Below are 25,462 nucleotides of genomic sequence, written 5' to 3'. Positions count from 1 at the left end.
TGTAGGTTTTAAAGGAGTAAAAATAATGAGTACAAAAATAGGTAAAGATAAAAAGGTTCTTGTTCTTGATTTGGATGGTACGCTTACCAATTCGCAGAAGGAGATTACGGACAGAACATTGGATGCTATTATGAAAATGCAGGAGCAGGGGCACAAGATTGTGATTGCGACGGGCAGACCTACGCCGGGGGCGGAACCTGTTGCGAAGAAACTTAAACTTGATAAGTTTGGTGGTTTTATCGCAGCGTTTAACGGCGGTCAGATTACTGACTGTGGTACGGGTGAGGTTATTTATCAGCAGACACTTCCGGAGGATATAGTTCCCAAACTTTTTAAACTGGCTGAGGAGCTTAATATCGGACTTGTTTCATATGACAGGACAGGGATAATCGCTGCGGACAGACCTGACAAGTATATCGACCTTGAAGCGAGGATAAATCATCTGCCGGTTTCATATAAAAAGAATATTATAGAATATATTGATTTTCCTCTCAATAAGTGTCTTGGAACAGCAGAGCCGGAGGTTGCTCCTGAAAAAGAGCAGGCTTTTAAGGACAGATTTGGTGACAGGATAAATGTGTCACGCTCAGAGCCGTTTTTTATTGAGATTACACCGAAGGGCATTGATAAGGCGGCTTCTTTAGAACATCTCTGTGAGATAATCGGAAGTTCAAGGGAAAATATGATAGCCTGTGGTGACGGCTTTAATGATATTTCTATGATAAAGTATGCGGGTGTCGGTGTTGCTATGGCAAATGCACAGGAGGAAGTAAAGGCAGTAGCAGATTATATAACGGCTTCCAATGATGAGGATGGTGTCGCACAGGTTATATATGAGATGATATTGAAGGAAAATGATTGATTTAAGTGGATAAGTTAAGTTGTTATGCTGCTTTTGAATATGTTTTAAAATAAGAAAAACTAAAATGATTTTAAGTGAATATCTTTCATCGATAAAATGAAAAAAATTGAATGAAAGGTATTTACTTTTTTTTAATTGCGTATATAATGGTACTTGCACTTGAGAAAAAAACATTATTAAGATGAATTTGATTCATCTTAATGCAATAGTGATTTGGTAACTTTTTAACTGAGATACATGTTATTTATGTATCTGAAAGATATTATATGAGGAGAAATAATCATGAATAACGGAATTGAAATCAGATGGCATGGTCGTGGCGGTCAGGGAGCAAAGACAGCAGCTTTACTTCTTGCAGATGTAGCATTTAAGACAGGACAGTATGTTCAGGGATTTCCTGAGTATGGTCCGGAGCGTATGGGTGCACCTATTACGGCTTACAATAGAATTAGTGAAGACAAGATCCGTATTCATTCTAATATATACACACCTGATTATGTGGTTGTTGTAGATGAGACACTCCTTGACTCAGTTGATGTTACGGCAGGTCTTAAGAAAGACGGTGCTATCATTATCAACACACCAAAGTCAAGAGACGAGATTAAGGATAAGCTCAATGGCTATGAGGGAAAGGTTTACACTGTAGATGCAAGACACATCTCAGTAAAGACACTTGGAAAGAATTTCCCTAACTCACCGATGCTCGCAGCAGTAGTTGCAGTAAGTAATGTAATGCCGAGAGATACATTTATTAGAGAAATGAGAGCTTCATACCAGCACAAATTTGCAAAGAAGCCTGAGGTCATTGACGGAAATATGGAAGCTCTTGAGATGACATTTGATACACTTGCAGAAGATATCGACAAAGATATGAGCATGACTGCATAGCATGACTGCATAGCATTATTGCACAGCATGACTGCATAGCATTATTGCATAGATAAAAGTACATAATAAATAGCTGACAAGAAATAAATGCCAAAAATAAGTTGTCCTAAGTGTATGAAAATACACAATGTGCTCTGCATCAGGAATGCAGGGCACAAATTTTTCCTGATATGAAAAAATGTAAATATCACAAACTTAAAAAAGGCAGATTTATTTCATTAAAATATATTTAAAATTAAAAATGATATGAGGGACGGGTTTACATTTCCCTTTAATCATAAATGACTATAGGTAATTGCGATACTCTCAGTAATGTATATGTTGCACAAATTTTTGCAATATAATTTTAGTTTCAAAATCATGCAATCACCTGATAAACAAATAAATTGATTGGAGAAAAAAATGAGAACCGATATTACAAAAATAAATGAACAAACTCCTGTCGGTGAGCTTACAGAGGGTCTTATGGTATTTGCCGGAGGAACTTCAAAGCTTTTTAATACAGGAGAGTGGAGAACAAATACACCGGTATTTAAAGCAGATTTATGCAAACAGTGTTTACTCTGTGCACCTGTCTGTCCGGATGTGAGTATTCCGGTTGTTGACGGAAAGAGACTTGATTTTGATTATGACCATTGCAAGGGCTGTGGAATATGTGCAAAAGTCTGTCCATTTGGGGCGATTGAGATGAAGGAGGGCGTAGAATAATGGCTATTAAAGAACGTATGTCAGGAAACGAGGCAGTATCATATGCTATCCGTCAGGTAAATCCGGATGTTATGCCGGCATTTCCTATAACACCTTCAACAGAAATACCGCAGATGGTATCTACATATATTGCAAACGGTGAGATGGATACAGAGTTTATCCCGGTAGAGAGTGAACATTCATCAATGAGTGCTGCAATCGGAGCAGAGGCAGCAGGAGCAAGAAGTCTTACTGCAACATCATCGGCAGGACTTGCACTTATGTGGGAGGAACTTCTTCTTGCAGCATCAAACAGACTTCCGCTTGCACTCACACTTGTAAACCGTACACTTTCAGGTCCTATAAATATTAACTGCGACCATTCAGACGGTATGGGTGCGAGAGATACAGGATGGATTCAGATATATGCAGAGAACAATCAGGAGGCATATGACAATTTCATTCAGGCATATCCTATCGCAGAGGATAAGAGGGTGCATCTTCCTATTATGATATGTCAGGACGGATTTATCACAAGCCATGCTGTTGAAAATATTGAGCTTATGGAGGATGAGCTTGTAAAAGATTTCGTCGGTGAATATGAGCCTGAAGAGTATCTTTTAAATCCGGGTAAGCCTATAGCAGTAGGTCCTTATTCAGTGACAAATTATGCTATGGAAGCAAAGAAAAATCAGGAGACAGCATTAGAAAACGCAAAAGAAGTTATACTTGAAGTGGCAAAGAAATTTAAAGAGATTTCAGGCAGGGAGTATGGACTTTTTGAAGAATATAAGACAGAAGATGCCGATTATATCATGCTTATCATGGGTTCGGCAGCAGGAACGGCAAAAGAGGCAGTTGACAATCTTCGTGAGCAGGGAAAGAAAGTGGGAGTGCTTAAACTCAGAGTATTCCGTCCGTTCCCGGCAGAGGAGATAGCAAAAGCACTCAAAGGCTGTAAGGCAGTCGCAATTATGGACCGTTGTGAAAGCTACAATGGAAACGGCGGACCTCTTGGAAGTGAAGTTACAGCAGGACTTTACAGAAGCAAAGTAATGATTGAAGCTGTAAATTATATTTATGGTCTTGCAGGCAGGGATTTCACGGTAAATGAAGTATATGATATATTTGCTGAACTTGAAGAAGCAGTAGAGAATGGAAAGAAAGTAGAGCAATATCAGTATATCGGATTACGCAAATAATAGGAGGCCATAATGAGCGATTACAGTTTAAAAACAATGATGAATAAACCAGAGCGTCTTGCACCGGGACACCGTATGTGTGCAGGATGTGGTGCGACGATAGCAGTTCGTGCCGTGCTTCGTGGACTTCATGAGGGAGATAGGGCAGTTATAGGAAATGCAACAGGCTGTCTGGAGGTATCTTCATTCATGTACCCATATACGGCATGGGAGGATAGTTATATACACAACGCATTTGAAAATGCAGGAGCAACACTCAGTGGTGTTGAAACGGCATACAAGGCACTCAAAAAGAGAGGGAAACTTCCAAAGGACGAAACATTCAAATTTATCACATTTGGTGGTGACGGTGGAACATATGATATAGGATTTCAGTCACTCTCAGGAGCAATGGAGAGAGGACATGACATGGTATATGTGTGTTACGACAACGGTGCATACATGAACACAGGTATTCAGCGTTCATCAGCAACACCAATGTATGCAGATACGACAACAACACCTGTAGGAACACAGTCTAATGGTAAGATGCAGAACCGCAAAGACCTTGCAAGCATCATTGCAGACCATGATGTACCATATGTTGCACAGACAACACTCTTACAGGATTTTAAAGACATTCACAGAAAATCAGAAAAAGCAATCTACACAGAGGGAGCAAGTTTCTTAAACATCATGACACCATGTCCAAGAGGATGGAGATATGATGCATCAGAGATAATGAAAATATGCAAACTTGCCGTAGAAACCTGCTACTGGCCACTCTTTGAGGTAGACCATGGAAAATGGATACTCTCATATGAGCCAAAGAAGAAACTTCCTATCGAAGACTTCTTAAGAGAACAGGGAAGATTTAAACATCTTTTCAAAAAAGGAAACGAGGACCTGATAGCCCAGTTCCAGGCAGAAGTAGACAGAAGATGGGAAGACCTTCAGTATAAATGTGCGAGATAGTATGAAAAACATAAGTAATGCAAGGCTGAACTGTTACAAACATAAAAGCAGGTTTTTGTACTATGGTTGCATTTTAATATAAAGTATGTTAAGGCGTTAAATTAAATATATAAATTATGACAGGAGTATGTTGAAATGATGACATACTCCTGTTTGCTATTTATTATATGTAATGTTAAAATGGGGGTATGTTCAGTGAGTTTATATAATGCCTAAAAGCCGTTAAATAGGAACTAATGTCTGATAGAAATTAATTACCTTTGGGTGATGGGGGACTCTTCAATCAGGTGATTGTGATGGAACTGGAAGCGGATTGTGCGTAGCACAAACTTTATATGAGCAAGTAGCAAAGTGTATGACGAATGTCATTGACTTATTGATTTATGGAGGAATGAAAAATTATGGGAAGAAAAATTAAACTGCCGGTGGGGATTGAGGATTTTAAGGAAATACGACAGGAAGAATTTTACTATATTGATAAGACAAAATTGTTGGAGCAGCTTCTTGAAAAGTGGGGAAAGGTAAATCTTTTTACCAGACCAAGGCGATTTGGGAAAACTTTAAATATGAGTATGCTGCGTTATTTTTTTGAAATCGGAACAGATGAATCACTGTTTGACGGATTATATATTAAAAATAATAAAAAAATCTGTGAGGAATATATGGGAAAATTTCCGGTTATATTTATCTCACTTAAAAATGTTGAGGGGCTTGACTTTGAGACAGCATTATACAGATTTGTTGAGATTATTGGCAGAGAAGCCGAAAGATTTTATTTTTTATTGGATAGTGAAAAATTAACGGTAAATGAAAAAGAGAGATATAAGACACTTATCCGTTTAGATAATGGCAGATATTCAATGGATGTAAATATTCTTGCGTCAGCATTGAGATTATTATCTGAACTCCTTTATAAACATTATGGTAAAAAGACAATAATAATTATAGATGAATATGATGTTCCTTTAGATAAAGCATTTCAGAATGGCTATTACAGAGAAATGGTATCACTTATACGAGCAATGTTTGGGGACGCACTTAAAACCAATGATTTTTTACAGTTTGCCGTTTTGACAGGGTGTCTCCGCGTTTCAAAAGAAAGTATTTTTACAGGATTAAATAATTTTAAAGTGCTTTCAATCGCAGATACACGCTTTGACGAGCAGTTTGGGTTTACGGATGAAGAAGTGCAAACACTTTTGGAGTCATACGGTCTTTTGGAGCATATTTCAGAGACAAAAGAATGGTATGACGGTTATCACTTTGGTGATGCTGATGTTTACTGCCCGTGGGATGTTATAAATCATGTAGACAGACTGTGCGGTGAACCGGATGCAAAACCGCAGTCATACTGGATAAATACAAGCGGAAACGGACTTGTCAAACGCTTTATCGATAAGGCAAATAAGACTACAAGGGATGAAATCGAGCGGCTGGTTTCAGGTGAGACAATCGAGAAGCAGGTCAGTCTTGAACTGACATATGATGAAATCGATACTACTATCGACAATCTTTGGAGTGTTTTATTTACAACGGGGTATCTGACTCAGACTGGTATGACTGAAAGTGGTGCGTATAAGCTTGTTATTCCGAATAAAGAGGTCAGGGAGGTTTATAAACTTCAGATAAAAGAATGGTTTAAGAGAACAGTAATGAGCAACACAGAACAGTTAAAAAACTTTTGGAAAGCATTTGATGAGGGAGACACAAAGGCGGTTGAGAATTATCTGAACAGGACACTAAGCAATTCGATAAGTGTTTTCGACACAAAGGCAAGGGACGAGGAAAAAGAAAGTTCTTATCATACACTTTTGGTTGGACTTTTGGTAGGAAATGCAGACTGGCTCGTAAAATCAAATGTTGAAGCAGGAGACGGTTTCGCCGACATAATAGTTGAAACAGAAGACTTTGACGCAGGTATCATTATTGAACTTAAATATTCAAAGACATTTTCGGGAATGGATAAAGCCTGTGAAAAAGCAATCACCCAGATTAAAGAAAAAAGATATGATGAATATCTGAAAAACGATGACAGACATGATATTATGATTTATGGAATTGCCTTTTGTAAGAAAAAATGCAAGGTGATTGCACATAAAATTTAAAACTATCAAGTAGGGGTTGAGTGGGTTGCAAATATTCGTCTGATTAAGAAAAATACAATCAAAATTTATCAAAATGCAGATTGTGAATATAAGCTTGATTAAGAGATATACAAATATAATTTATTAAAAAAGAAAGGAAAAACAAATGAATAAAAAACAGTACAAGTTAATAGCATTATTACTTGCGATGACTATGGCAGTGAGCAGTATTTCATATGCGGCAAATGCGGACAGAAAGGTATCAGCAGCAGCAAAAACTGACAATGAGGTTTTGACTGTGGCAAAGAAAGATATTATAAGAAAGAACGAGACAAAGGTTTCATCGGGTCCCGTCATCGAGGAGCCTGAAATCCCTGCAAAGAGTAAGATAAGTTTTACAAGACTGGGAAGTAAAAAAGTAAAGGTAAGCTGGAGCATGTCTGCCGGTGCAGAAAAGTATATTTTATATAAAAAGACAAATAACAATGGGTATAAAATAGTCGCCAAAACAACCAAATTAAAATATACGGATAAAAAGGTTGTGGCAGGAAAAAGATATAAGTATTATGTTAAGTCAGAAAGGACATACGATGGAAAGACATATGCAAGTAATTCAAATGCTAAAAGTTTCAGGATTGCAAATTTTGTGAACACAAAACATCAGAAGTACAGTTACAGTGAGATGTGCGGTGATATAAAGTCATTTAAAAATACTTATTCTGATTATGTCAGTGTAAAAGTTGTGGGAAAATCAAATGATAAAAGAAATATATATGATGTTGTCATAGGAAACAAGAAAGCCAAAAAGACATTGCTTGTTATTGGAAATATTCATGCAAGGGAATATATGACGGCACAGCTTTGTATGGCACAGATAGAAAGTTACCTTAAAAATTACAATGGAAGTGTCAAGGGAGTAAAAGTAAAAAATGTTTTAAATAAGATGGCGGTACATTATATTCCGATGGCAAATCCTGACGGTACAACAATTTCTCAGTTTGGAATTTCAAAGATAAGAGATAGGAAACTCCGTAAGGCTCTCTATAAAATGTCTGGTGCATCACATACTGCGACATGGAAAGCAAATGCCAGGGGAGTTGACCTTAACAGAAATTCAAATTCGCATTTTAAGGCAAATCATGGTGGAAAGCGTGGAAGTGAGGGATTTTCAGGACCATCGGCAGCAAGTGAGCCGGAAACAAAGGCAATCGCAGGATTGTTAAAACAGTTAAAAAATAACAAGACATTAAAAGGTGTCGTAAATTATCATGCTATGGGCTCTATAGTATTTGGAAGCGGCGGAAGCGGAAAAGTTAAAAAAGAAACACAGAAAATGTACCGGCTTGCAAGAAAGATAACAGGATATGCAAGCGGGGACAGTTATGGTTCTTCAAGCGGTCCTAGTGTCGGAAGTATGCGTGATTATGTGATGGAAAAGATTAAATCACCGTGTATAACACTTGAGATAGGTGTAGCAGGCTGTCCGTTGCCGATTTCGCAATTTTCTTCGATATGGAGAAAAAATGAGAGTCTTGTATTGAGGGAGGCAAAGCTTCTGCTGTAGGAGTGTTTGTAAATATAATCAAAAACAGTCAGGAGCATACTACCGTAAAAAGCGGTAGTATGCTCCTAGTGTACTGACTTGTTGATATTTTGCCAAATAACTTGTATAAATTTCCATCTGCTTCGTTGTCATCAATCGCCGTAGCCCGCTACGGCTCATTCTTCCGTCTTGCAGACTGAAAATTTATCCTAAGTTATTTAACTAAAAGTCATCAGGTCAGTACACTAGGTTTTTAAAACAATAGAAAAATCCTTTACTTTCTAAATCTTATCTTAGCATAAGCTTCTATCTCCTCGACACATTTCTCAAAACCGAGTTTTGAACTGTCAAGACAGAGGTCATAATATCTCGCATCCGTCCAGTGATGTCCCGTGTGATAGTGATAAAAGTCCGAACGGTATTTGTCAGTGCGTTCAATAAATTTTTTAGTTTCTTTTTCGCTGAAACTGTTACGCTCCATAGCCCTTGCAAGACAGAAATCATCATCAGCATGAACAAAAACACTGAGTACATCAGGATTGTCTCTTAATATGTAATTTGCACATCTTCCGACAATGATGCAGGATTCTTTTTCGGCAAGTTCTTTGATTGTCTTAGCCTGATAATTAAAAAGATTGTCATCGGAGACAAAGCCCTTATCCTCAGGTGGAAGAAGTTCGCCCGTGTAAGGGCGGCTTAAAGTCTTGAACCAGCCTGCATGACGGATTTTTTCATCGGACATACCGAAAAGTCTTTCATTAATGCCACTGTCCTCAGAAGCCATCTTCAAAATTTCACGGCTGTAGCAGTTGATACCAAGTTTCTGGGCAAGCATGGCAGCGATAGTTTTACCGCCGCTGCCGTACTGGCGAGAAACCGTAATAACCATATTTCCCATCGTGATACCTCCTTTTGTTTTGTGAATAGTTGCGAAACTGACTGCAATTTAATCAGATATTACGATAGTTTCGCAACTATATATTTTGAATAAAAATAAAAAGTAGTGGGGTGTAGAAGAATGCATAAAGGCATTTTTTAATGCCTGTGCATTCTTCTAATGATAAGCTCCTATGGAGCTTATCTATTTATTCTCCCAGATAAGCTTTCTTTATCGAGTCATCTTCAAGTAATTCACTTGCTTTGCCGCTTGTTACGATTTTTCCTGTTTCAAGTACATATGCCCTGTCTGCGATTGAGAGAGCTTTTTTTGCGTTCTGTTCTACAAGAAGAACAGTTGTACCGGATTTGCTTATAGACTCGATAATATCAAATATCTCATTTACAAGGATTGGTGAAAGTCCCATTGACGGCTCATCCATAAGGATGATTGATGGTTTTGACATGAGTGCGCGTCCCATGGCGAGCATCTGCTGTTCACCACCGCTCAATGTTCCTGCCGACTGGTTCTTTCTCTCGGCAAGTCTTGGAAATCTTTCATATATGCTTTCAAGGTCTTTGTTTAAGTTTTCTTTGTCTTTTCTAGTGTATGCTCCTAATTTAAGGTTTTCATATACGCTTAAGTCTGCAAAAACGCGTCGCCCCTCAGGGACATGAGCCATTCCCATTGATACTATTTTATGTGCAGGTATCTTTGTTATGTCTTTTCCCTCAAACATAACACTTCCTTTTTTAGGAGAGAGAAGTCCTGTTATCGTGTGTAGGGTAGTAGTCTTACCTGCACCGTTGGCACCGATAAGAGCGATAACCTCACCTTTATTTACTTCAAAAGAGATACCTTTAATCGCCTGTATCATTCCATAATAAACTTCCAAATCTTTAACTTCAAGCATTGCCATAATTTATCCCTCATTTCTAAAATTAAAAAGATGCTGCAATCCAAACTCAACAACATAGTGGTTTACACAAGAAATTCCTATGGAGAATGTCTCCTATGGAGAATGTCTCCATAGGAATTTCTCTATTTACTCACCTAGATAAGCTTTAATAACCTGTGGGTTATTTAACACATCTGATGTATCGCCCTGTGCAAGCACTTCGCCGAAGTTAAGTACGGTAAGTTGTTCACAGATGCCGCTTACGAGTTTCATATCGTGTTCAATAAGAAGAATAGTCATATGGAAATGGGCTCTTACAAATTTTATCATATCCATAAGTTCTTCTGTTTCATTTGGATTCATGCCGGCAGCCGGTTCATCGAGCAGAAGCAGTTTTGGGTTTGTGGCAAGTGCTCTTGCAATCTCAAGTTTTCTCTGCTGTCCGTAAGGGAGATTTTGAGCCTGGACATTCGCATCATCCTTAAGTCCGAACACTTCAAGAAGTTCCATTGCAATATCATTCATTTCTTTTTCGACTTTGTGATAGCGTGGAAGACGAAGTATGCTGTCGAGCGTTGAATAATGGTGGTTGTTGTGAAGTCCTGTTTTAACATTGTCAAGCACGGTAAGCTGTGAAAAAAGTCTTATATTCTGGAATGTTCTTGCTATTCCGGATTTGTTTATCTCTATTGTGGATTTTCCCGTAAGGTCATTACCGTCTAAGATTATCTTTCCGCTGTCGGGTTTGTAAACACCTGTCAAGAGGTTGAATATAGTTGTTTTTCCTGCACCGTTAGGTCCGATAAGTCCGTAAAGCTGCTCTTTGCCAATATTTATGCTGAAGTTGTTTACGGCACGGAGACCACCAAAAGAAATACCAAGATTTTGAACATCTAATAAAGTTTCCATACTATGCCGCCTCCTTTTTATTCTTTTTAAATGAAAGGTGTTTTTCGCGCCATTCGATAGCTTTTGGTGCCCAGTTAAAGAGCATCATGACTATAAGCACGATAGCATATATGAGCATACGGTAGTCTGACATTCCACGCAAAAGCTCAGGAAGAAGTGTAAGCACGACAGCGGCTATGATAGAGCCTCTGATATTTCCGATACCGCCGAGAACTACGAATACAAGGATGTTTATTGACATATTGTAACCGAAGTTGTTTGTGTTGGCTGTGAGGTTTGAGAGGTTGTGTGCGTAAAGAACACCTGCTGCACCTGCCATTGCTGCTGATATTGTAAATGTCATAAGTTTGTATTTTGTAATATTGATACCGATAGACTCAGCGGCAATTCTGTTGTCTCTTATTGCCATAATCGCACGACCGTCTCTTGAATGAATGAGGTTTAACACTATAAATAATGTTACGAGAATAAGTATAAAACCGATAAAGAAAGTCGAGTCATTAGGTGTACCGGTTATTCCCTGAGGTCCATTTAATATAATCTTTCCATCAGGTTCCATATTTAAACTTACAGCATCTTTTGTTGAAAAATGAAATCCTTTTGAATCCTTTCCTATAAAAAGGACATTTACAAGGTTTTTGATTATCTCACCAAACGCAAGTGTAACGATGGCAAGGTAATCACCGTTTAATCGCAATACCGGAATACCAATGATGATTCCAAAGATTGCTGCCGTGATTATTCCAATGAGAAGTGCAAGAAGAAATCTCACAGTCGAATTTGTAATAGTGTCCTGCATAGCTTTTGAAAAGAATGAACTTGTAAATGCACCGACACACATAAAACCTGCATGACCAAGGCTTAATTCGCCGAGAATACCTACAACGAGATTAAGGGAAATGGCGAGTATTATATAAGTACAAAGAGGAACCATGAGTCCCTGAAAGAGAGAGGAAATCTCTCCTGCATTTATAAGAATCTGCATTATGACAAAAGCAGCTATAACTATACCATAAGTGATAATATCATTTAATTTTTGTTTAGATAATTTCTTTGACATAATATATCTGCCTCCTATACTTTTTCCTGAATTTTTTTGCCTAAGAGTCCTGTCGGTTTAACGAGAAGGACAATGATAAGTACGGCAAAAACAATCGCATCTGCCATTTGTGATGAAATGTAGGCTTTACCAAATATCTCAATAATACCTAAGAGGATACCGCCTATAAATGCACCGGGGATTGAACCTATACCACCGAATACAGCAGCGACAAAGGCTTTGATACCAGGCATTGCACCAGTGTAAGGTGTAAGACTTGGATAAGCTGAGCATAAAAGCACACCGGCGATTGCGGCAAGTCCTGAACCGATTGCAAATGTGAGTGCAATAGTTCCGTTTACATTGATACCCATAAGGAGTGCTGCTCCACGGTCCTCAGACACGGCACGCATAGCCTGTCCCGGTTTTGTTTTCTGAACGAAAAGCATAAGCAGAACCATTATCACTATACATACTAAGATAGTAATGATTGTCTCACCTGAAAGATTGAGTTTGCCTCCGGCAAGTGAAAGTCCTTCCCATTTGATAACTGATGGGAAAGTTTGTGCATTTGCTCCAAAAAGCAAAAGTGCGATATTCTGGAGTAAATAGCTGACACCTATTGCAGTGATGAGAACTGCTAGTGAAGAAGATGCATTCCTAAGTGGTTTATAAGCAATTCTTTCAATAACAATACCAAGAACCGTACAGGCTACAATCGAAATTATAAGTGCCGGAAATGCCGGTATTCCTGCGTTTGTCATAGAAAGAAGAGATATGTAAGCACCGATCATGATTACATCTCCATGTGCAAAGTTAAGCATTTTTGCTATACCATATACCATTGTATAACCAAGGGCAATGATTGCATAAACGCTTCCAAGACTTAATCCGTTAAATAAATACGATATAAAGCTCATGGTTTACCTCCTGTTTCTTTAAAAGTAAAGTCTGTATGAGAATTGTTTAAAACTCATACAGACTTATATATTACCATATAATTACTTTAAAATCTACAAAATCATCATATAATGCAAAGAATAAAACACATTTTGCACCGGAAATTATGGTATTATCCGTTATATTTTACTCAGCTATATCATATGCACCATTTTTAACAACTACAACAGTTGGCTCTTTTGTTGGTTCACCGTCTGCAGACCATTTGATGCTCTTTGCAGTAAGACAGCTAAGCTTGATTTCTGTCATGGATTTCTTTAATGCATCTGACATATCAGAAATGCTCATATCAGGTGTGAGCTTTGCTTTCTCAGCAGCCGCTTTTATAGTGTAGATGCAGTCGTAAGCATCGGCAGCAAACTGAATAGGTGTATCTTTAAATGCCTTTTTGTAAGCTTTTACAAAAGTCTGTGTCTTATCGTCTTTTGAATCAGGTGTAAATGGTGTGAGGAACATAAGGTCTTCTGCAAGACTCTTGTCAAATCCATCAAGTGCAAGGATTCCGTCCATACCGTCACATCCGAAATACTTAGGTGTGAAGTTTGCTTTCTTTGCCTGTGCAAGGATAAGTGATGCCTCCTGATAATATATAGGAAGAAATACCATTTCTGCACCGGCACTCTTAGCTTTCTGAATCTGTACTGAGAAATCTGTCTTGCTGTCAGCAGTAAATGCTTCGGCAGCTACGATATTAAGTCCTTTTGTTTTTGATTCAGCAGCAAATTTCTGGTAGATACCTGATGAGTAAGGATCAGAACTGTTATAGATTACTGCAATTTTTGAAGCAAGTTTGTGGTCTGCGATATAATCAGCAGAAGCAATACCCTGGTTAGGATCTGAGAAACACATACGGAATGCGTTGTCATACTGGATTGACTCTACTGCTGTTGCTGATGGTGTGAGCTGGAACATATTGTCATTGTGTGTCTGCTCAACAACTGCTGTACAAGGGTTTGATGTAACAGTTCCGACAAGCATCTGCATACCCCAGTCTTTTAAGCTGTTGTAAGCGTTTACAGATTTCTCTGTGTCGTTCTGGTCATCCTGAAATTTATATTCAATCTTTTTGCCGTTGATGCCGCCGGCAGCGTTTATCTCGTCTACTGCAAGCTGAATACCATTCTGCACGGCTTTTCCGTAGATAGCTGCGTCACCTGTTGTAGGTCCGATGCCGCCAATCTTAAAAGTGTCAGTTTTTTTACTTCCTTCGTCTTTCTTGCCGCCGCAGGCACACATAGAAAATGCCATGGCTGATACAAGTACAAGGCTTAATGCCTTTTTCCATAATCTCATAATGATTCCTCCATTCATTCTTTCTTTTACTAAAGTATGGTAGTTTTTTAGAACTGATTTGTCAATAGAAAAAAGTACCAAAAGTTGAAGGAAATTAAAGCTATAATTGACAATTTTTCACCTATATATATACCAGGTGTTAAACTTTACTCAATTTGCGAAGTTTCTTTTTAAATTTCTTTCAATTTGTAAAGTGCTTTTTTAAACTGGACTGAGAAAATTATTACGGTAAATGATACTGCAATAAAATCAGCAATCGGTTCAGCCATATATACTCCGTTTGTTTTATTTGACACAAAATTTGGAACTATATAGATAAGCGGCAGAAGAAGTACAAATTTTCTCACAACTGCGACTATAACTGAGCATATTGCATTGCCTATTGCCACAAATGTCATCTGGCACGCTATCTGTATTCCAAACATAAATAACATTCCGCAATAGATTTTAAGTGCATCAGCCGTAAATGTCACAAGTGATTTATCTGAACTGAATATGCCTGCAAATACACTTGGAAACATTTGTATCAATGCCCAGAAAATAACAGAATAGCTGAGTGATACAGTGATTAGGATTTTGAATGTCTTTTTGACACGGTCTGTGTTTTTTGCGCCGTAATTGTAGCTGGTGACAGGCTGTGCTCCCTGACCGATACCCTGTAATGGAAGCATAGCGAACTGCATAACGCTTGTAAGTATTGTCATTGCTCCCACGGCAACATCACCGCCGTATTTTAAGAGTGATGAGTTGAAGCAGACTGAGATAACACTCTCGCTTGCCTGCATGACAAATGTTGAAACACCGAGAGCCATACATGGCAGGATAACATCAGCCGAAGGCATAAGGTATTTTTTCTTTATTTTCAAAAAAGTTTTTCTGCCTGTCAAAAATGAGATTACCCATATACAGGAAACACCCTGCGAAATGATGGTAGCAATGGCAGCACCTTTTACACCAAGACCAAGCACAAAAATAAATATCGGGTCGAGTATGATATTGCATACGGCTCCGATAACTACGGTAAGCATTCCTGTTTTTGAAAAGCCCTGTGCCGTTACGAAAGAGTTCATTCCGAGAGTAAGCTGCACAAAGATAGTTCCTAAAGCATAGATGTTCATATAGCTTGTTGCAAAATCTATTGTGTTGTCACTGGCACCAAATGCCATAAGGAAAAATCTGTTGCCAAAGAGAAGAACAATAGTAAGAATGATCGAAATGATTATCTGTGTCGTAAAACAGTTGCCGAGAGTTTTTTCAGCTGAGTCATTTTCGCCTTTGCCCATAAAGATTGAAGCTCTCGGAGCACCGCCGAAACCGATAAGGGCGGCGAAAGCTGATATTATCATAATGATAGGCATACAGACACCAAGTCCTGTAAGAGCAAGACTTCCGGTCTTTGGGATATGACCTATATAAATTCTGTCTACAATATTGTAGAGCATATTGACAATCTGTGATATTACGGATGGAACTGCCAGTTTTAAGAGAAGTTTTCCGACTGGTTCAGTACCTAAAAATTCTTTGTTTTCACTCATAAGGAGCCTCCATTCTTTAGTAATGAACTCTCGAAATTCTTCGTTCGTAAGATAACGGGAGTACATTGTTATTAACATAGAACACACATTGCAAAAGCCATGTGTGTTCTGTAAAAAAGATTATATCATTTTGAAGGCTGTGATGCAAGGAGTGAGGAGAGTGTGCTTAAATTCAAGTCAAAGTGAAAAACGATTCATTATTTCTTTAATAGCCAAAGCATTTTCTTCGTTTTTGCGGACAATATCTGTAAGGTCTTCCGTGATTTTTTTAGTCTGTTCCACTTTTTTAATAACATCTTTAGTGTGCATTGTAATACCGTCAGGATTATTCTGTACATTGTCAATCTGTGATTTGATATCTGAAACGGCTTTAACAAATTCGTTTGAGCAATCGTGCATTTCATGGATAATATTCTTTATCTGTCCTATTGATGTGTTGTATTCATTTGTTGCCTCAAGGAAGTCTTTAAATTGTGATTTTATATCTTCTTCCATGAAGTTTATAATGTTGTCAAAACAGTCTTGTACCATACATATGTGCTCTTTTGTTTCATTACATATATTCTGGATGGATGTGGCTGTCTGGCGTGAACTTTCTGCAAGATTACCTATTTCGTTTGCCACAATACTGAAACCGCGTCCGGCTTCACCGGCACGTGCAGCTTCAATGGAGGCATTTAAGGCAAGTAAGTTTGTCTGGCTTGTGATATCAAGAATCTGTTTTGCCATATCGTCAATCTGTGTAAGTGATTGCAAATTGACGATAGCTTCCTGAATCGCATGATTGTTTTCGTCAATCTTTATATTTGCTGTTTCAAGAGAGGCGTTTGTTATGTCTCGCATCTGGCTGATTTTTTCTATAAGCTCGCTACTCTGTGCATCACCAAGCTGTATTTTTGTTTCTACTTGTGATACAACATCTGAAATATCATTGATACCATCATCAACCTGTGAAACAGTATCATTTATCTGGTCAGTATGTCCGGCAAATTGTTCGGTTGCATTGGCATTGTCATCAACACACTGTATAAGAATATCGGAAGAGTCTGACATCTTTACCGCTGAATCTGTAAGTGAATCTGAGCATGAACCGAGTTTTTGTATAATGTCCTCAAATGAATCACTCAGAGAGTTAAGTGCCGTGCTTATCTGACCTACTTCACTGTTTGCATTGATATATTTTCGTAATTTATCGTGCTTTTTAATCTTGAGTTCTTTTAATTCCAATAATGCGTCTGTTACATAAGTAAGAGGTTTTGTATGCATATGTATAAAGAACCATGATAAAGAAGATATCATTATGCACGATATAATGCAGAATAATGCAAGTGTGCGCATTGTCTTATAGACATCTGAATATAAACTGCTTTCTTTTGCTTTTGATATAACAGCCCAGTCATGTTCTTTATCATACTGGTAAGACATTACATAGGATGTATTGTTTGAATTTTTGTATGTAAATGCATCATTAGTATTTTTTTTGCTTTTTTCTATGTCATTGATAACATTTAAAATACCTTTGTCTGTTGCTTCTTTTGTGATAAGAGAGGTATCCTCGTCATTAAAAATATACATTTTTGACGAGACATTTAGCATCGAATATTGTATAGATTTTTTGTCGTTTTTTTTTGTTTTATTTAAAAGACTTTCGAGCTTTTCCATATATGGACCACCGCCGACATAGCCTACAATAGTGCTTCCGTCTGTGTCATAGACAGGACAGTACATAGAAAGTATAAGCTTCTGTGATGCAGGGGAAACGATAATACCTGCGTTGTAAAGTCCGTTATTTTCTTTCATGGCATTTTGAAGAGCCTTTAAGGAATCACCTTTTCGCGTAGTCATACCGACAACTTTTGGATTTGAGTGGGTAACTACATGAGTATTCCATTCGCCTGAGTATATACCTTCCCAGTTGTCAAGTCCTTTAAAATAATTTTCAGTAAATTGCTGTGCTTTAAGCTGTTTGTCTTTGTTATTAAGGTCTTTTAGATAATCAATTATCATGGGACTTATACTGAATTTTTTTAAAAGGTCTTCCTGATGGGAAACATATTCGCTTATAAGTGTAGTCTGTGAATTGAGTGAAGTTTTCATGCTGTCCTGAGCACTTTTTTTCATTAATTTTGTCATTCCTGTCTGTGTGAATATATATAATATTGTTATACATATTATAGTCAGAACGGTTATTGCACTTGTCAATGCAGTTTTCATTTTTAAATTTTTAAACATAAGATACTCCTCCTTTTGTACGAAATCTTTATGTAAATATACACCACTTTACAACTTTTTTCAAAAAAAGAAATCATACAGGGCTTTCTGGTGTATAATGAATTTGAACTATAACATTAAGAAAGAAAGTGACCCTGTACGACAAAACTATTATACAACAAAAACACGCGGGATGCATCTTGTTTTAACAGCCAAGATGCATCCCGCGTTTTTTTGCTCGGTCTATTTTTTCCTGATATGAACCTCTGGGATAGCCAGATTGTCATAGTTTACGGAAGATTGTTCATTTTCATTTTCTGTCATTTCCTCGTGTGTCTTGTGTGTATGAACTTCCGGAATTGCTACATTGTCAAAAGTTAGAGCATAATCGTGTTGTTCTTCATCATGTTTTTCCTTTTTTTTATTTTTCCAATGAAACATAAAAAATCCCTCCATTTAAAAATTATTATAGTATATTGATGAAAAATGTAATAACAAGACTGTTGATAAAATCCGCAAATAAACTTCCGATAAGCGGAATTATAAGGTAAGCTTTCACGGACGGGACATAGCGGTCACAGATAGCCTGCATATTTGCCATGGCATTTGGTGTTGCACCCATACCAAAGCCGCAGGTTCCGGCAGAAAGCACGGCTGCATCATAATCTCTTCCCATAACATTGAATATGACAAAGTATGTGAATACGCATATGAGAAGCGTCTGTGCTGCGAGCAGGATAACAAGCGGCAGGGCGAGAGTGGCAAGTTCCCAGAGCTTTAATGTTATCATTGCCATTCCGAGAAAGAGTGAAAGACATATACCGCCGAGGTCGTTTATCTCACCCATATGAATTGTTCCTTTACCTGAATATTCGGTAATATTACGCATAAGTGCAGCGGCGAGCATTGCACCTATATAGATAGGAAATGTAAGACCGGTCTTTGTGAGAAAATACGAGAATATCGTACCGAGTCCTATTGCAAGTATAAGCTGAAATACTGCGGCTGCATACATATTTGTATGACGCTGGTGCTTTTCTTCATCTTCGACCAGAAGGCTGTCATCCTCAGTCGGAACATTGTCCATAAGTTTTCTTTTCTCAATAAGACGCTTTCCAATAGGACCACCCACAAGACTTCCTGTTATAAGTCCAAAAGTAGCGGCTGCCGTACAGATAGTCGTTGCTCCCTGTATGTTGAAATCCTCAAGAACCGGACCAAATGCACCGGCAGTACCGTGACCGCCGACCATAGGTATCGAACCGGTACACATACCTATAAGAGGGTTTAAATTAAGCAGTTTTGAGAGTCCTATGGCAAGCAGGTTCTGGGAAAATATCAGCACAATGACAAGACCGAGAAAGACTATCAGGGATCTTCCACCACTTTTTAAAACTTTAAGATTTGCCTGAAATCCTACTGATGTAAAGAAAAATACCATGCAGACTTCTCTGAGCGTATCATCAAAGGAAAATTCAATAATTCCCGTGGTATAGCATATACAAGTAAAGATAGCAAATAGCAATCCGCCGATAACAGGTGCCGGAATACAGAATTTTTCCAAAAAGTTTATTTTTTTTCTTAAATAATTTCCAAGTAAAAGTACCAGAACGGCTGCTGCGAGAGTCTGATACATATCTAATTGAATTTTCATAAAGTTCCTCGTTTCTAAGCAGGTTATTATAATGATATATAAAAACAATTTATCCTCGCTCATAAGTAAATAGCTTATGATTTATTATCATTATTTATTTTGTCTTAACAGTAATGCCTTTTTCTTTGTAATATGCGGCTGCACCCGGATGGAAAGGAATATCAATGCCTGAAACAGCAGTCTTTTCATCAGTTATAAGCTCAAGTGAGGTTGCATATTGCAAATCTTTGCTGTGTTTGAAAAATGTTTCAGTAAACTGTTTTACTGCATTTTCAGAAAGATTATCAGATGCAAGCAATACTGATTTAACACCTATTGTATTTACGCTTTCAGTCTGACCCGCATATGTGTTTGCAGGAATTTCATATTTGCAATAATAAGGATAAGCAGTAATAAGTTTTTTAATACACTTATCATCAATATTTAAAATCTTTATGCGACATTCTTTTGTAAGCTCGGATATAACTGTTGTCTGAACACCGGCCGTACAGAAAAAAGCATCAATCCTGCCGTTTGCAAGCTGTTTTGCGGCATCCGTATAATCAAGGTTTGCCATTTCAACAAGTTTTGAATTTAGACCGCTTAATTCAAGTATCTGCTTTGCATTGATCTCAGTACCGGATTCTTCAGCACCTATGCAGATTTTTTTACCCTGAAGGTCATCAATCGTTTTTATGTCAGAATTTGCTTTTACAACTATTTGGCAGGCTTCGGTGTAAAGAGCGGCTACCGCCTTGTAACCGTTGCAGACATTGCCATTAAAATATCCTGTGCCGTCATAGGCATCTTTTATAAGGTCAGCCTGTGCGATACCGAGGTCTATATATTTGTCGGATAAAAGTCTTAAATTTGCCGCAGATCCGGCAGTGTTTTTAACTTCAAATTTGTAATCGGAAGTGTCTTTTGATACGGCACCCGAAAAACTGCTCGCAAAAGCATAGTACATACCGCCTATATCGGCAGCACCAAACCTTATATTGTCTGACTTTCTGCCGCATGCCGATAGAAGCACCAGCGAGAGACAGAGCAGGAGACATATCTTTTTCTTCATATATAAATCGTCCTTTCATATAGTATTCAAAAAATCCATTAAGCATTTTACAATAAATTTTAAGAAAAAACAAATAAAAAGGAATTTAAAGGGAAATAATATGGTGTACTCTAGAAAATCTTTGTTTTGAGAAGATAACGGGAGCACATAATATAAAATAAAGAAGGTAAACAAATGTATTATAAGATAAAAGAGGATGGTATATTTAAAATCGACCTCGGCACATTCTGGGACAGTGGGGAATGTGTCGGTGTATTTAAGATGACTGAGTGGGACAATGAAAAAATATTGTGGGAAAAGTGTGGAATATGGCATACTGTTGATGAAATTCATTTTTGCAAGATGGAGAGCCACAGGGATTTTTTGTATGGAACTTTTCAGATGCCTGCAAAAGAATATGGAAAAAAGGATGAACTTTTTGCAATATATATATTGAAAGACAGGGTAATAATATTAAGTGATGATGATTCGATTGATAAAAATATAATAAGAATATCCGGGCATGCCATAGCAAAAGATTATTCACTGGAAAGATTTATATATGATTTTTTTATGTCATTTATAGAAGATGAGCTGCTTTTTTTGCAGAAAATAGAGCATAAAATAACCGGGATAGAAGAGCAGGTAATGAAAGAACAGTCCGACAAATTTAATATAGGTCTTTTGAAATTGAAAAAGATAATAGCGAGGTTTTATCATTATTATACACAGCTCGCAGAAGCGGGGGATGAACTTGCGGGCAATGAAGAAGAATTTTTCACGGAAGAAACGGTGGAACTTTTTAAGATGTATTCGGAAAAAATGACAAGACTAGCACAGGAAACGCAGATATTAAGGGAATATGCGATGCAGGTGCAGGATGTTTATCAGTCGGAGATAGAGATACATCAGAATGATGTAATGAAGATGCTTACGATAGTAACGACTATCTTTCTTCCACTGACACTGATAGCAGGCTGGTACGGCATGAATTTTTCATATATGCCTGAGTTAAAGCTGAAATACGCTTATCCGACCGTTATAGGTATAAGTGTGCTGATAGTTGTGGGGAGTCTTGTGGTTTTTAAAAGAAAGAAATACTGGTAGTGTGTCATAAATGAAGGGCTGAACTGTTACTAAGAAACAAAGCGAGTTCACAAAAAGTTCACAAAAATTATTAGCACTCGCTATTGACGAGTGCTAATAAAAGTAGTATAACATAATCAGCAACAGAGAAACAAACAATATTAAAATAAATAAGGTTTTAGTTACCAACGGCATCACAGATGCAGACGGTAACAGATTTTTGGAAGGAGAGATTGATTATGTTAATGCCTAGTATTTTTGCAAATGATTTAATGGATGGATTTTTTGATGCACCTGAAAGAAATTACAAAAAGAATTATTATAACAGCGGATTGATGAAAACAGATATAAAAGAAAGCAAAGATGGTTTTGAAGTCATCATTGATCTGCCGGGATTTAAGAAAGACGAGATAAAAGCTGAATTAAAAGACGGATATATGACAATCACTGCCGCATCAGATAAAGACAATAAAGTAGAAGATGAAAACAGCAGATATATATGCAGAGAGAGAGTATATTCAAATTGCAGCAGAACATTCTATGTAGGCAAAGAACTTACACAGGAAGATATAAAAGCAAAATTTGAAAACGGTGTGCTTACATTAAATGTACCAAAGAAAGAAGCATTACCGCAGAAAGAAGAAGACAAATATATCTCAATTTTGTAATAGATATAAGATTGGATAATATATTCAGGATTGTCAAAAAGAGGTTCTGAATGTATATCTTAATATATCTTCGTATTTTAAAATTGTACTATCATATATTAGATAAAGGTGATGGAAGGAGCGGTAAAGAATCGCTCCTTTTAAAATTGAAACAGGTTATTGCGAAACTGCTTATATGCACAAGTAACATAACATATAAGCAGTTTGGCAATTACCGGAAAATGAGAAAGGAGGAGTTTCTTATGGCTGCAAAGCAGGATTATTATAAGGTTCTTGGAATAGACAAAAATGCTGATGATAAGACGATAAAAAAAGCATATCGTAAGCTGGCAAAGAAATATCATCCTGATATGAATCCGGGAAATGCGGCGGCTGAACAGAAGTTTAAGGAAGTCACAGAGGCATACAATGTACTTAGTGATGCTGAAAAAAAGAAACTTTATGATCAGTTTGGTCACGCTGCATTTGAAGAGGGATTTTCACCGGGAGGCGGTCAGTCTTATAACGCAGACGGAATGCATAGAGAGTATCATTTTACGGGAGATGCATCGGATATATTTGGTGACATATTTGGCGATTTGTTTAATGACGGTCACTTTGGAGGAAGTGGAAGTTTTGGTGGTCATGGCAGCTTTCGTGAAAGGGGAGATTTTGGAGGATATGACGGATTTTCAGGAGCACATTTTTACAGTACAGGAGGTCAGGAATCGGGATTTGGTTATGATATGAGAGGCGATGATGCAGAGGCAGACATAGAAGTAACATTTGATGAGGCTGTATTTGGATGTGATAAGGTGATTACTTTGCATAATGGCAGTACAGGAAATGAGCAGTCGCTAAAAGTTCATATACCGGCTGGAATTGACGACGGAAACAGTATAAGACTTAAAGGGAAAGGTCATCCGGGTATAGGAAAAGCAGAGGACGGAGACTTATTCCTCAGGGTTAAAGTAGGTAAAAAAGCGGGTTATGAGAGAAAAGGGCAGGATATATATACAAAAGTAAATGTGCCTTACACAACGGCAGTTCTTGGTGGAAATGTGCGTGTTCACACTCTTTATGGCGATGTAGAGTGTAAGATAAAAGAGGGAACACAGTACGGCACGAAGATACGCCTTAAGGGAAAAGGTGTTGTATCTAAAAAGGATGGAAAGACCTATGGTGACCAGTATGTCACGGTAGGAATAGAAGTGCCAAAACACATAAGCAGGAGTGCACGGGATAAACTTATGGAATACCGCAATTTATGTAAAAATACTGCATAATATGTGAAGATTTTGGTTAAAATACACATAAGGAATAGCATTAGAATTAGAAAAATAATGTTTTATTGGCTTAGAGAAAGCAATACATATCTGAAAAAAAGGATTGTATTGCTTTTTTATTGAATAGGAAAATGCTTGTAAAGTAGTGTGATGCCATTTTTTTGATGGTTTATAAATGGCAAATGTTCACTCTGTAAAAATAAATATAGTAAAAGTGCATAAAAAAGCGTCTGAAATGAGCATAATAATAATACAAATTTGTGCAAAGTGACAAAAAGCACAAAATTAAAAAAAAAATATTGCAATTTTTATCTAAATGTTATATATTTTAGTTACAACGAAATGGAAACATTTCCAGAAACATTTCCAAAACCGTTTCCATGAAAAAGTAAAGTATTTTAAAGTTATTTAAAATATAAACAGTGGAAACAACAATATTATAATTTAGGAGGATATTTATGAGAAAGAAAGGACTTGTAGCATTTGGACTTGCAGCAGTTATGACAGCATCAGCACTTACGGGCTGTGGCGGTGCAAGTGATAAAAAGGAAAGTGGTAAGAAAGAAGCTAAAGGAACAGTTTATTACTTAAACTTCAAGCCTGAAGCTGATGCACAGTGGCAGGAACTTGCAAAGCTTTACACAGATAAAACAGGTGTTAAGGTGAATGTAGTAACTGCAGCAGCTAACCAGTATGAGACAACATTAAAGAGTGAGATGGGTAAGAGCGAAGCACCAACATTGTTCCAGGTAAACGGACCGGTTGGACTTGCATCTTGGAAAGATTATTGTTATGACCTTAAGGATTCTGATATTGCAAAACAGGTTACAAGTGATGATTTCTTGTTAAAAGATGGTGATGCAGTTGATGGTATCGGATATGCTATAGAATCTTATGGTATCATTTACAACAAAAATCTTTTAAAGAAAGCCGGATATACACAGGATGACATAAAGAGCTTTGATGATCTTAAGAAAGTTGCAGAAGACATAACAAAGAGAAGCAAAGACCTTGGATTCTCAGCATTTACATCAGCAGGTATGGATGGAAGTTCAGATTGGAGATTCAAGACACATCTTGCAAACCTTCCTATTTACTATGAGTATCAGAAGGATGGAATCGAGAATACAGATGCCATCAAGGGAACATATCTTGACAACTATCGCAATATCTGGAATTTATATATTAACAATTCCACAACAAGCTCTAAACAGCTTAGCACAAAGACTGGTGATGATGCAGTTGCAGAATTTGTTACAGAGAAAGCAGTATTCTATCAGAATGGTACATGGGCATACTCAGATATAGCAGACCTTGGAGATGATAATCTTGGAATGTTACCTATCTATATTGGTGCAGACGGAGAGGAAAACCAGGGACTTTGTACAGGTACAGAGAACTACTGGTGTGTAAATAAGAAAGCATCAAAAGAGGATATTCAGGCAACACTTGATTTCATGAACTGGTGTGTAACAGATGATACAGCAGTAAAATGTATGTGTGGTGCAGCAGGAGCTATGCCATCAGGACAGGATGGAATGGGATTTGTTATTCCGTTTAAAAAGAACCTTACTTCAGATAATCCGCTTGTAAACATTGCAAACGATTATGTAAAACAGGGTAAAAAACCTGTAACATGGAACTTTACAACTATGCCATCTGAGAAGTGGAAGAACGACCTTGGCTCTGCACTTACAACATATGCTTCTAAGCAGACTGATGCAAACTGGGATCTTGTAAAGAAAGCATTTGTAGATGGCTGGAAGAAAGAAGCAGCAGCAGCTAAGAAATAAATGCCGGAATGGTAATAGTTTAGT

Annotated in this window: 22 protein-coding genes; 11 read left to right on the top strand and 11 right to left on the bottom strand. The window is 37.5% G+C overall.

Annotation, left to right across the window (positions count from 1 at the left end):
* Positions 1-25: 25 nt before the first annotated feature.
* The 7 genes from DW721_RS08930 (at position 26) to DW721_RS08900 (ending at position 8,241) form a co-directional block, all read left to right on the top strand.
* Positions 26-862, top strand: a complete 837-nt coding sequence (locus tag DW721_RS08930; RefSeq protein WP_118745529.1) for a Cof-type HAD-IIB family hydrolase — start codon at positions 26-28, stop codon at positions 860-862.
* Positions 863-1,144: 282 nt separating this feature from the next.
* Positions 1,145-1,750 carry a 2-oxoacid:acceptor oxidoreductase family protein gene (locus tag DW721_RS08925; protein WP_022015523.1) on the top strand — a complete coding sequence of 202 codons (606 nt, stop codon included), beginning with the start codon at positions 1,145-1,147 and terminating at the stop codon, positions 1,748-1,750.
* A gap of 402 nt (positions 1,751-2,152) precedes the next feature.
* Complete coding sequence (locus DW721_RS08920) at positions 2,153-2,458, top strand: 4Fe-4S binding protein (protein ID WP_055944819.1); 306 nt, start codon at positions 2,153-2,155, stop codon at positions 2,456-2,458.
* On the top strand, positions 2,458-3,639 hold the full coding sequence (porA, locus tag DW721_RS08915) for a pyruvate ferredoxin oxidoreductase (protein ID WP_118745528.1): 1,182 nt from the start codon (positions 2,458-2,460) through the stop codon (positions 3,637-3,639). Before DW721_RS08920 ends, porA begins: the two co-directional genes overlap by 1 nt.
* Positions 3,640-3,651: 12 nt before the next feature.
* Positions 3,652-4,593, top strand: coding sequence for a thiamine pyrophosphate-dependent enzyme (locus tag DW721_RS08910; protein ID WP_022015520.1), 942 nt, complete (start codon positions 3,652-3,654; stop codon positions 4,591-4,593).
* A gap of 401 nt (positions 4,594-4,994) precedes the next feature.
* A complete protein-coding gene (locus DW721_RS08905; protein ID WP_118745527.1) occupies positions 4,995-6,698 on the top strand; it encodes an AAA family ATPase in 1,704 nt (567 codons plus the stop codon).
* Positions 6,699-6,843: 145 nt separating this feature from the next.
* Positions 6,844-8,241, top strand: a complete 1,398-nt coding sequence (locus DW721_RS08900; RefSeq protein ID WP_118745526.1) for a M14 family zinc carboxypeptidase — start codon at positions 6,844-6,846, stop codon at positions 8,239-8,241.
* 253 nt (positions 8,242-8,494) lie between these two features.
* Here DW721_RS08900 and DW721_RS08895 read toward each other — a convergent pair whose 3' ends face one another.
* The 11 genes from DW721_RS08895 to DW721_RS08845 all read right to left on the bottom strand — a co-directional run bounded on the left by DW721_RS08895 (position 8,495) and on the right by DW721_RS08845 (position 20,647).
* On the bottom strand, positions 8,495-9,118 hold the full coding sequence (locus tag DW721_RS08895; protein ID WP_022015516.1) for a cytidylate kinase-like family protein: 624 nt from the start codon (positions 9,116-9,118) through the stop codon (positions 8,495-8,497).
* A 187-nt stretch (positions 9,119-9,305) separates the two neighbouring features.
* A complete protein-coding gene (locus DW721_RS08890; protein WP_118499098.1) occupies positions 9,306-10,016 on the bottom strand; it encodes an ABC transporter ATP-binding protein in 711 nt (236 codons plus the stop codon).
* Between the two features lie 126 nt (positions 10,017-10,142).
* Positions 10,143-10,904, bottom strand: coding sequence for an ABC transporter ATP-binding protein (locus DW721_RS08885; RefSeq protein ID WP_118745525.1), 762 nt, complete (start codon positions 10,902-10,904; stop codon positions 10,143-10,145).
* Between the two features lies 1 nt (position 10,905).
* Positions 10,906-11,964, bottom strand: a complete 1,059-nt coding sequence (locus DW721_RS08880) for a branched-chain amino acid ABC transporter permease (RefSeq protein WP_022015513.1) — start codon at positions 11,962-11,964, stop codon at positions 10,906-10,908.
* Positions 11,965-11,978: 14 nt separating this feature from the next.
* The gene (locus DW721_RS08875) at positions 11,979-12,863 is read right to left on the bottom strand and encodes a branched-chain amino acid ABC transporter permease (RefSeq protein WP_022015512.1); all 885 of its coding nucleotides are present in this window, start codon (positions 12,861-12,863) and stop codon (positions 11,979-11,981) included.
* Positions 12,864-13,029: 166 nt separating this feature from the next.
* Positions 13,030-14,196, bottom strand: coding sequence for an ABC transporter substrate-binding protein (locus tag DW721_RS08870; RefSeq protein ID WP_118745524.1), 1,167 nt, complete (start codon positions 14,194-14,196; stop codon positions 13,030-13,032).
* A 170-nt stretch (positions 14,197-14,366) separates the two neighbouring features.
* A complete protein-coding gene (locus tag DW721_RS08865; protein WP_055944802.1) occupies positions 14,367-15,731 on the bottom strand; it encodes an MATE family efflux transporter in 1,365 nt (454 codons plus the stop codon).
* 177 nt (positions 15,732-15,908) lie between these two features.
* Entirely contained in the window at positions 15,909-17,963 is a 2,055-nt protein-coding gene (locus DW721_RS08860; protein ID WP_118745523.1) for a methyl-accepting chemotaxis protein, read from the bottom strand.
* A gap of 222 nt (positions 17,964-18,185) precedes the next feature.
* Positions 18,186-18,383 carry a hypothetical protein gene (locus DW721_RS08855; protein ID WP_055944796.1) on the bottom strand — a complete coding sequence of 66 codons (198 nt, stop codon included), beginning with the start codon at positions 18,381-18,383 and terminating at the stop codon, positions 18,186-18,188.
* A gap of 25 nt (positions 18,384-18,408) precedes the next feature.
* Complete coding sequence (gene gltS, locus DW721_RS08850) at positions 18,409-19,596, bottom strand: sodium/glutamate symporter (protein ID WP_118745522.1); 1,188 nt, start codon at positions 19,594-19,596, stop codon at positions 18,409-18,411.
* 94 nt (positions 19,597-19,690) lie between these two features.
* Positions 19,691-20,647, bottom strand: coding sequence for a TAXI family TRAP transporter solute-binding subunit (locus tag DW721_RS08845; RefSeq protein WP_118745521.1), 957 nt, complete (start codon positions 20,645-20,647; stop codon positions 19,691-19,693).
* Positions 20,648-20,821: 174 nt separating this feature from the next.
* Here DW721_RS08845 and DW721_RS08840 point away from each other — a divergent pair, with 174 nt between their 5' ends.
* The 4 genes from DW721_RS08840 to DW721_RS08825 all read left to right on the top strand — a co-directional run bounded on the left by DW721_RS08840 (position 20,822) and on the right by DW721_RS08825 (position 25,438).
* The gene (locus tag DW721_RS08840) at positions 20,822-21,733 is read left to right on the top strand and encodes a CorA family divalent cation transporter (RefSeq protein WP_118745520.1); all 912 of its coding nucleotides are present in this window, start codon (positions 20,822-20,824) and stop codon (positions 21,731-21,733) included.
* Between the two features lie 218 nt (positions 21,734-21,951).
* Entirely contained in the window at positions 21,952-22,380 is a 429-nt protein-coding gene (locus tag DW721_RS08835) for an Hsp20/alpha crystallin family protein (RefSeq protein WP_118745519.1), read from the top strand.
* Between the two features lie 242 nt (positions 22,381-22,622).
* Positions 22,623-23,645 carry a DnaJ C-terminal domain-containing protein gene (locus DW721_RS08830; RefSeq protein ID WP_055945640.1) on the top strand — a complete coding sequence of 341 codons (1,023 nt, stop codon included), beginning with the start codon at positions 22,623-22,625 and terminating at the stop codon, positions 23,643-23,645.
* Positions 23,646-24,103: 458 nt separating this feature from the next.
* Positions 24,104-25,438 carry an ABC transporter substrate-binding protein gene (locus tag DW721_RS08825; RefSeq protein WP_022014266.1) on the top strand — a complete coding sequence of 445 codons (1,335 nt, stop codon included), beginning with the start codon at positions 24,104-24,106 and terminating at the stop codon, positions 25,436-25,438.
* Positions 25,439-25,462 lie beyond the last annotated feature (24 nt).

It is taken from the genome of Clostridium sp. AM27-31LB, from assembly GCF_003480745.1.
Lineage (GTDB): Bacteria > Bacillota > Clostridia > Lachnospirales > Lachnospiraceae > Butyribacter > Butyribacter intestini.
The sequence above is the reverse complement of the archived record's forward strand: the minus strand, read 5'-3'. Positions and strand labels throughout refer to the sequence as shown.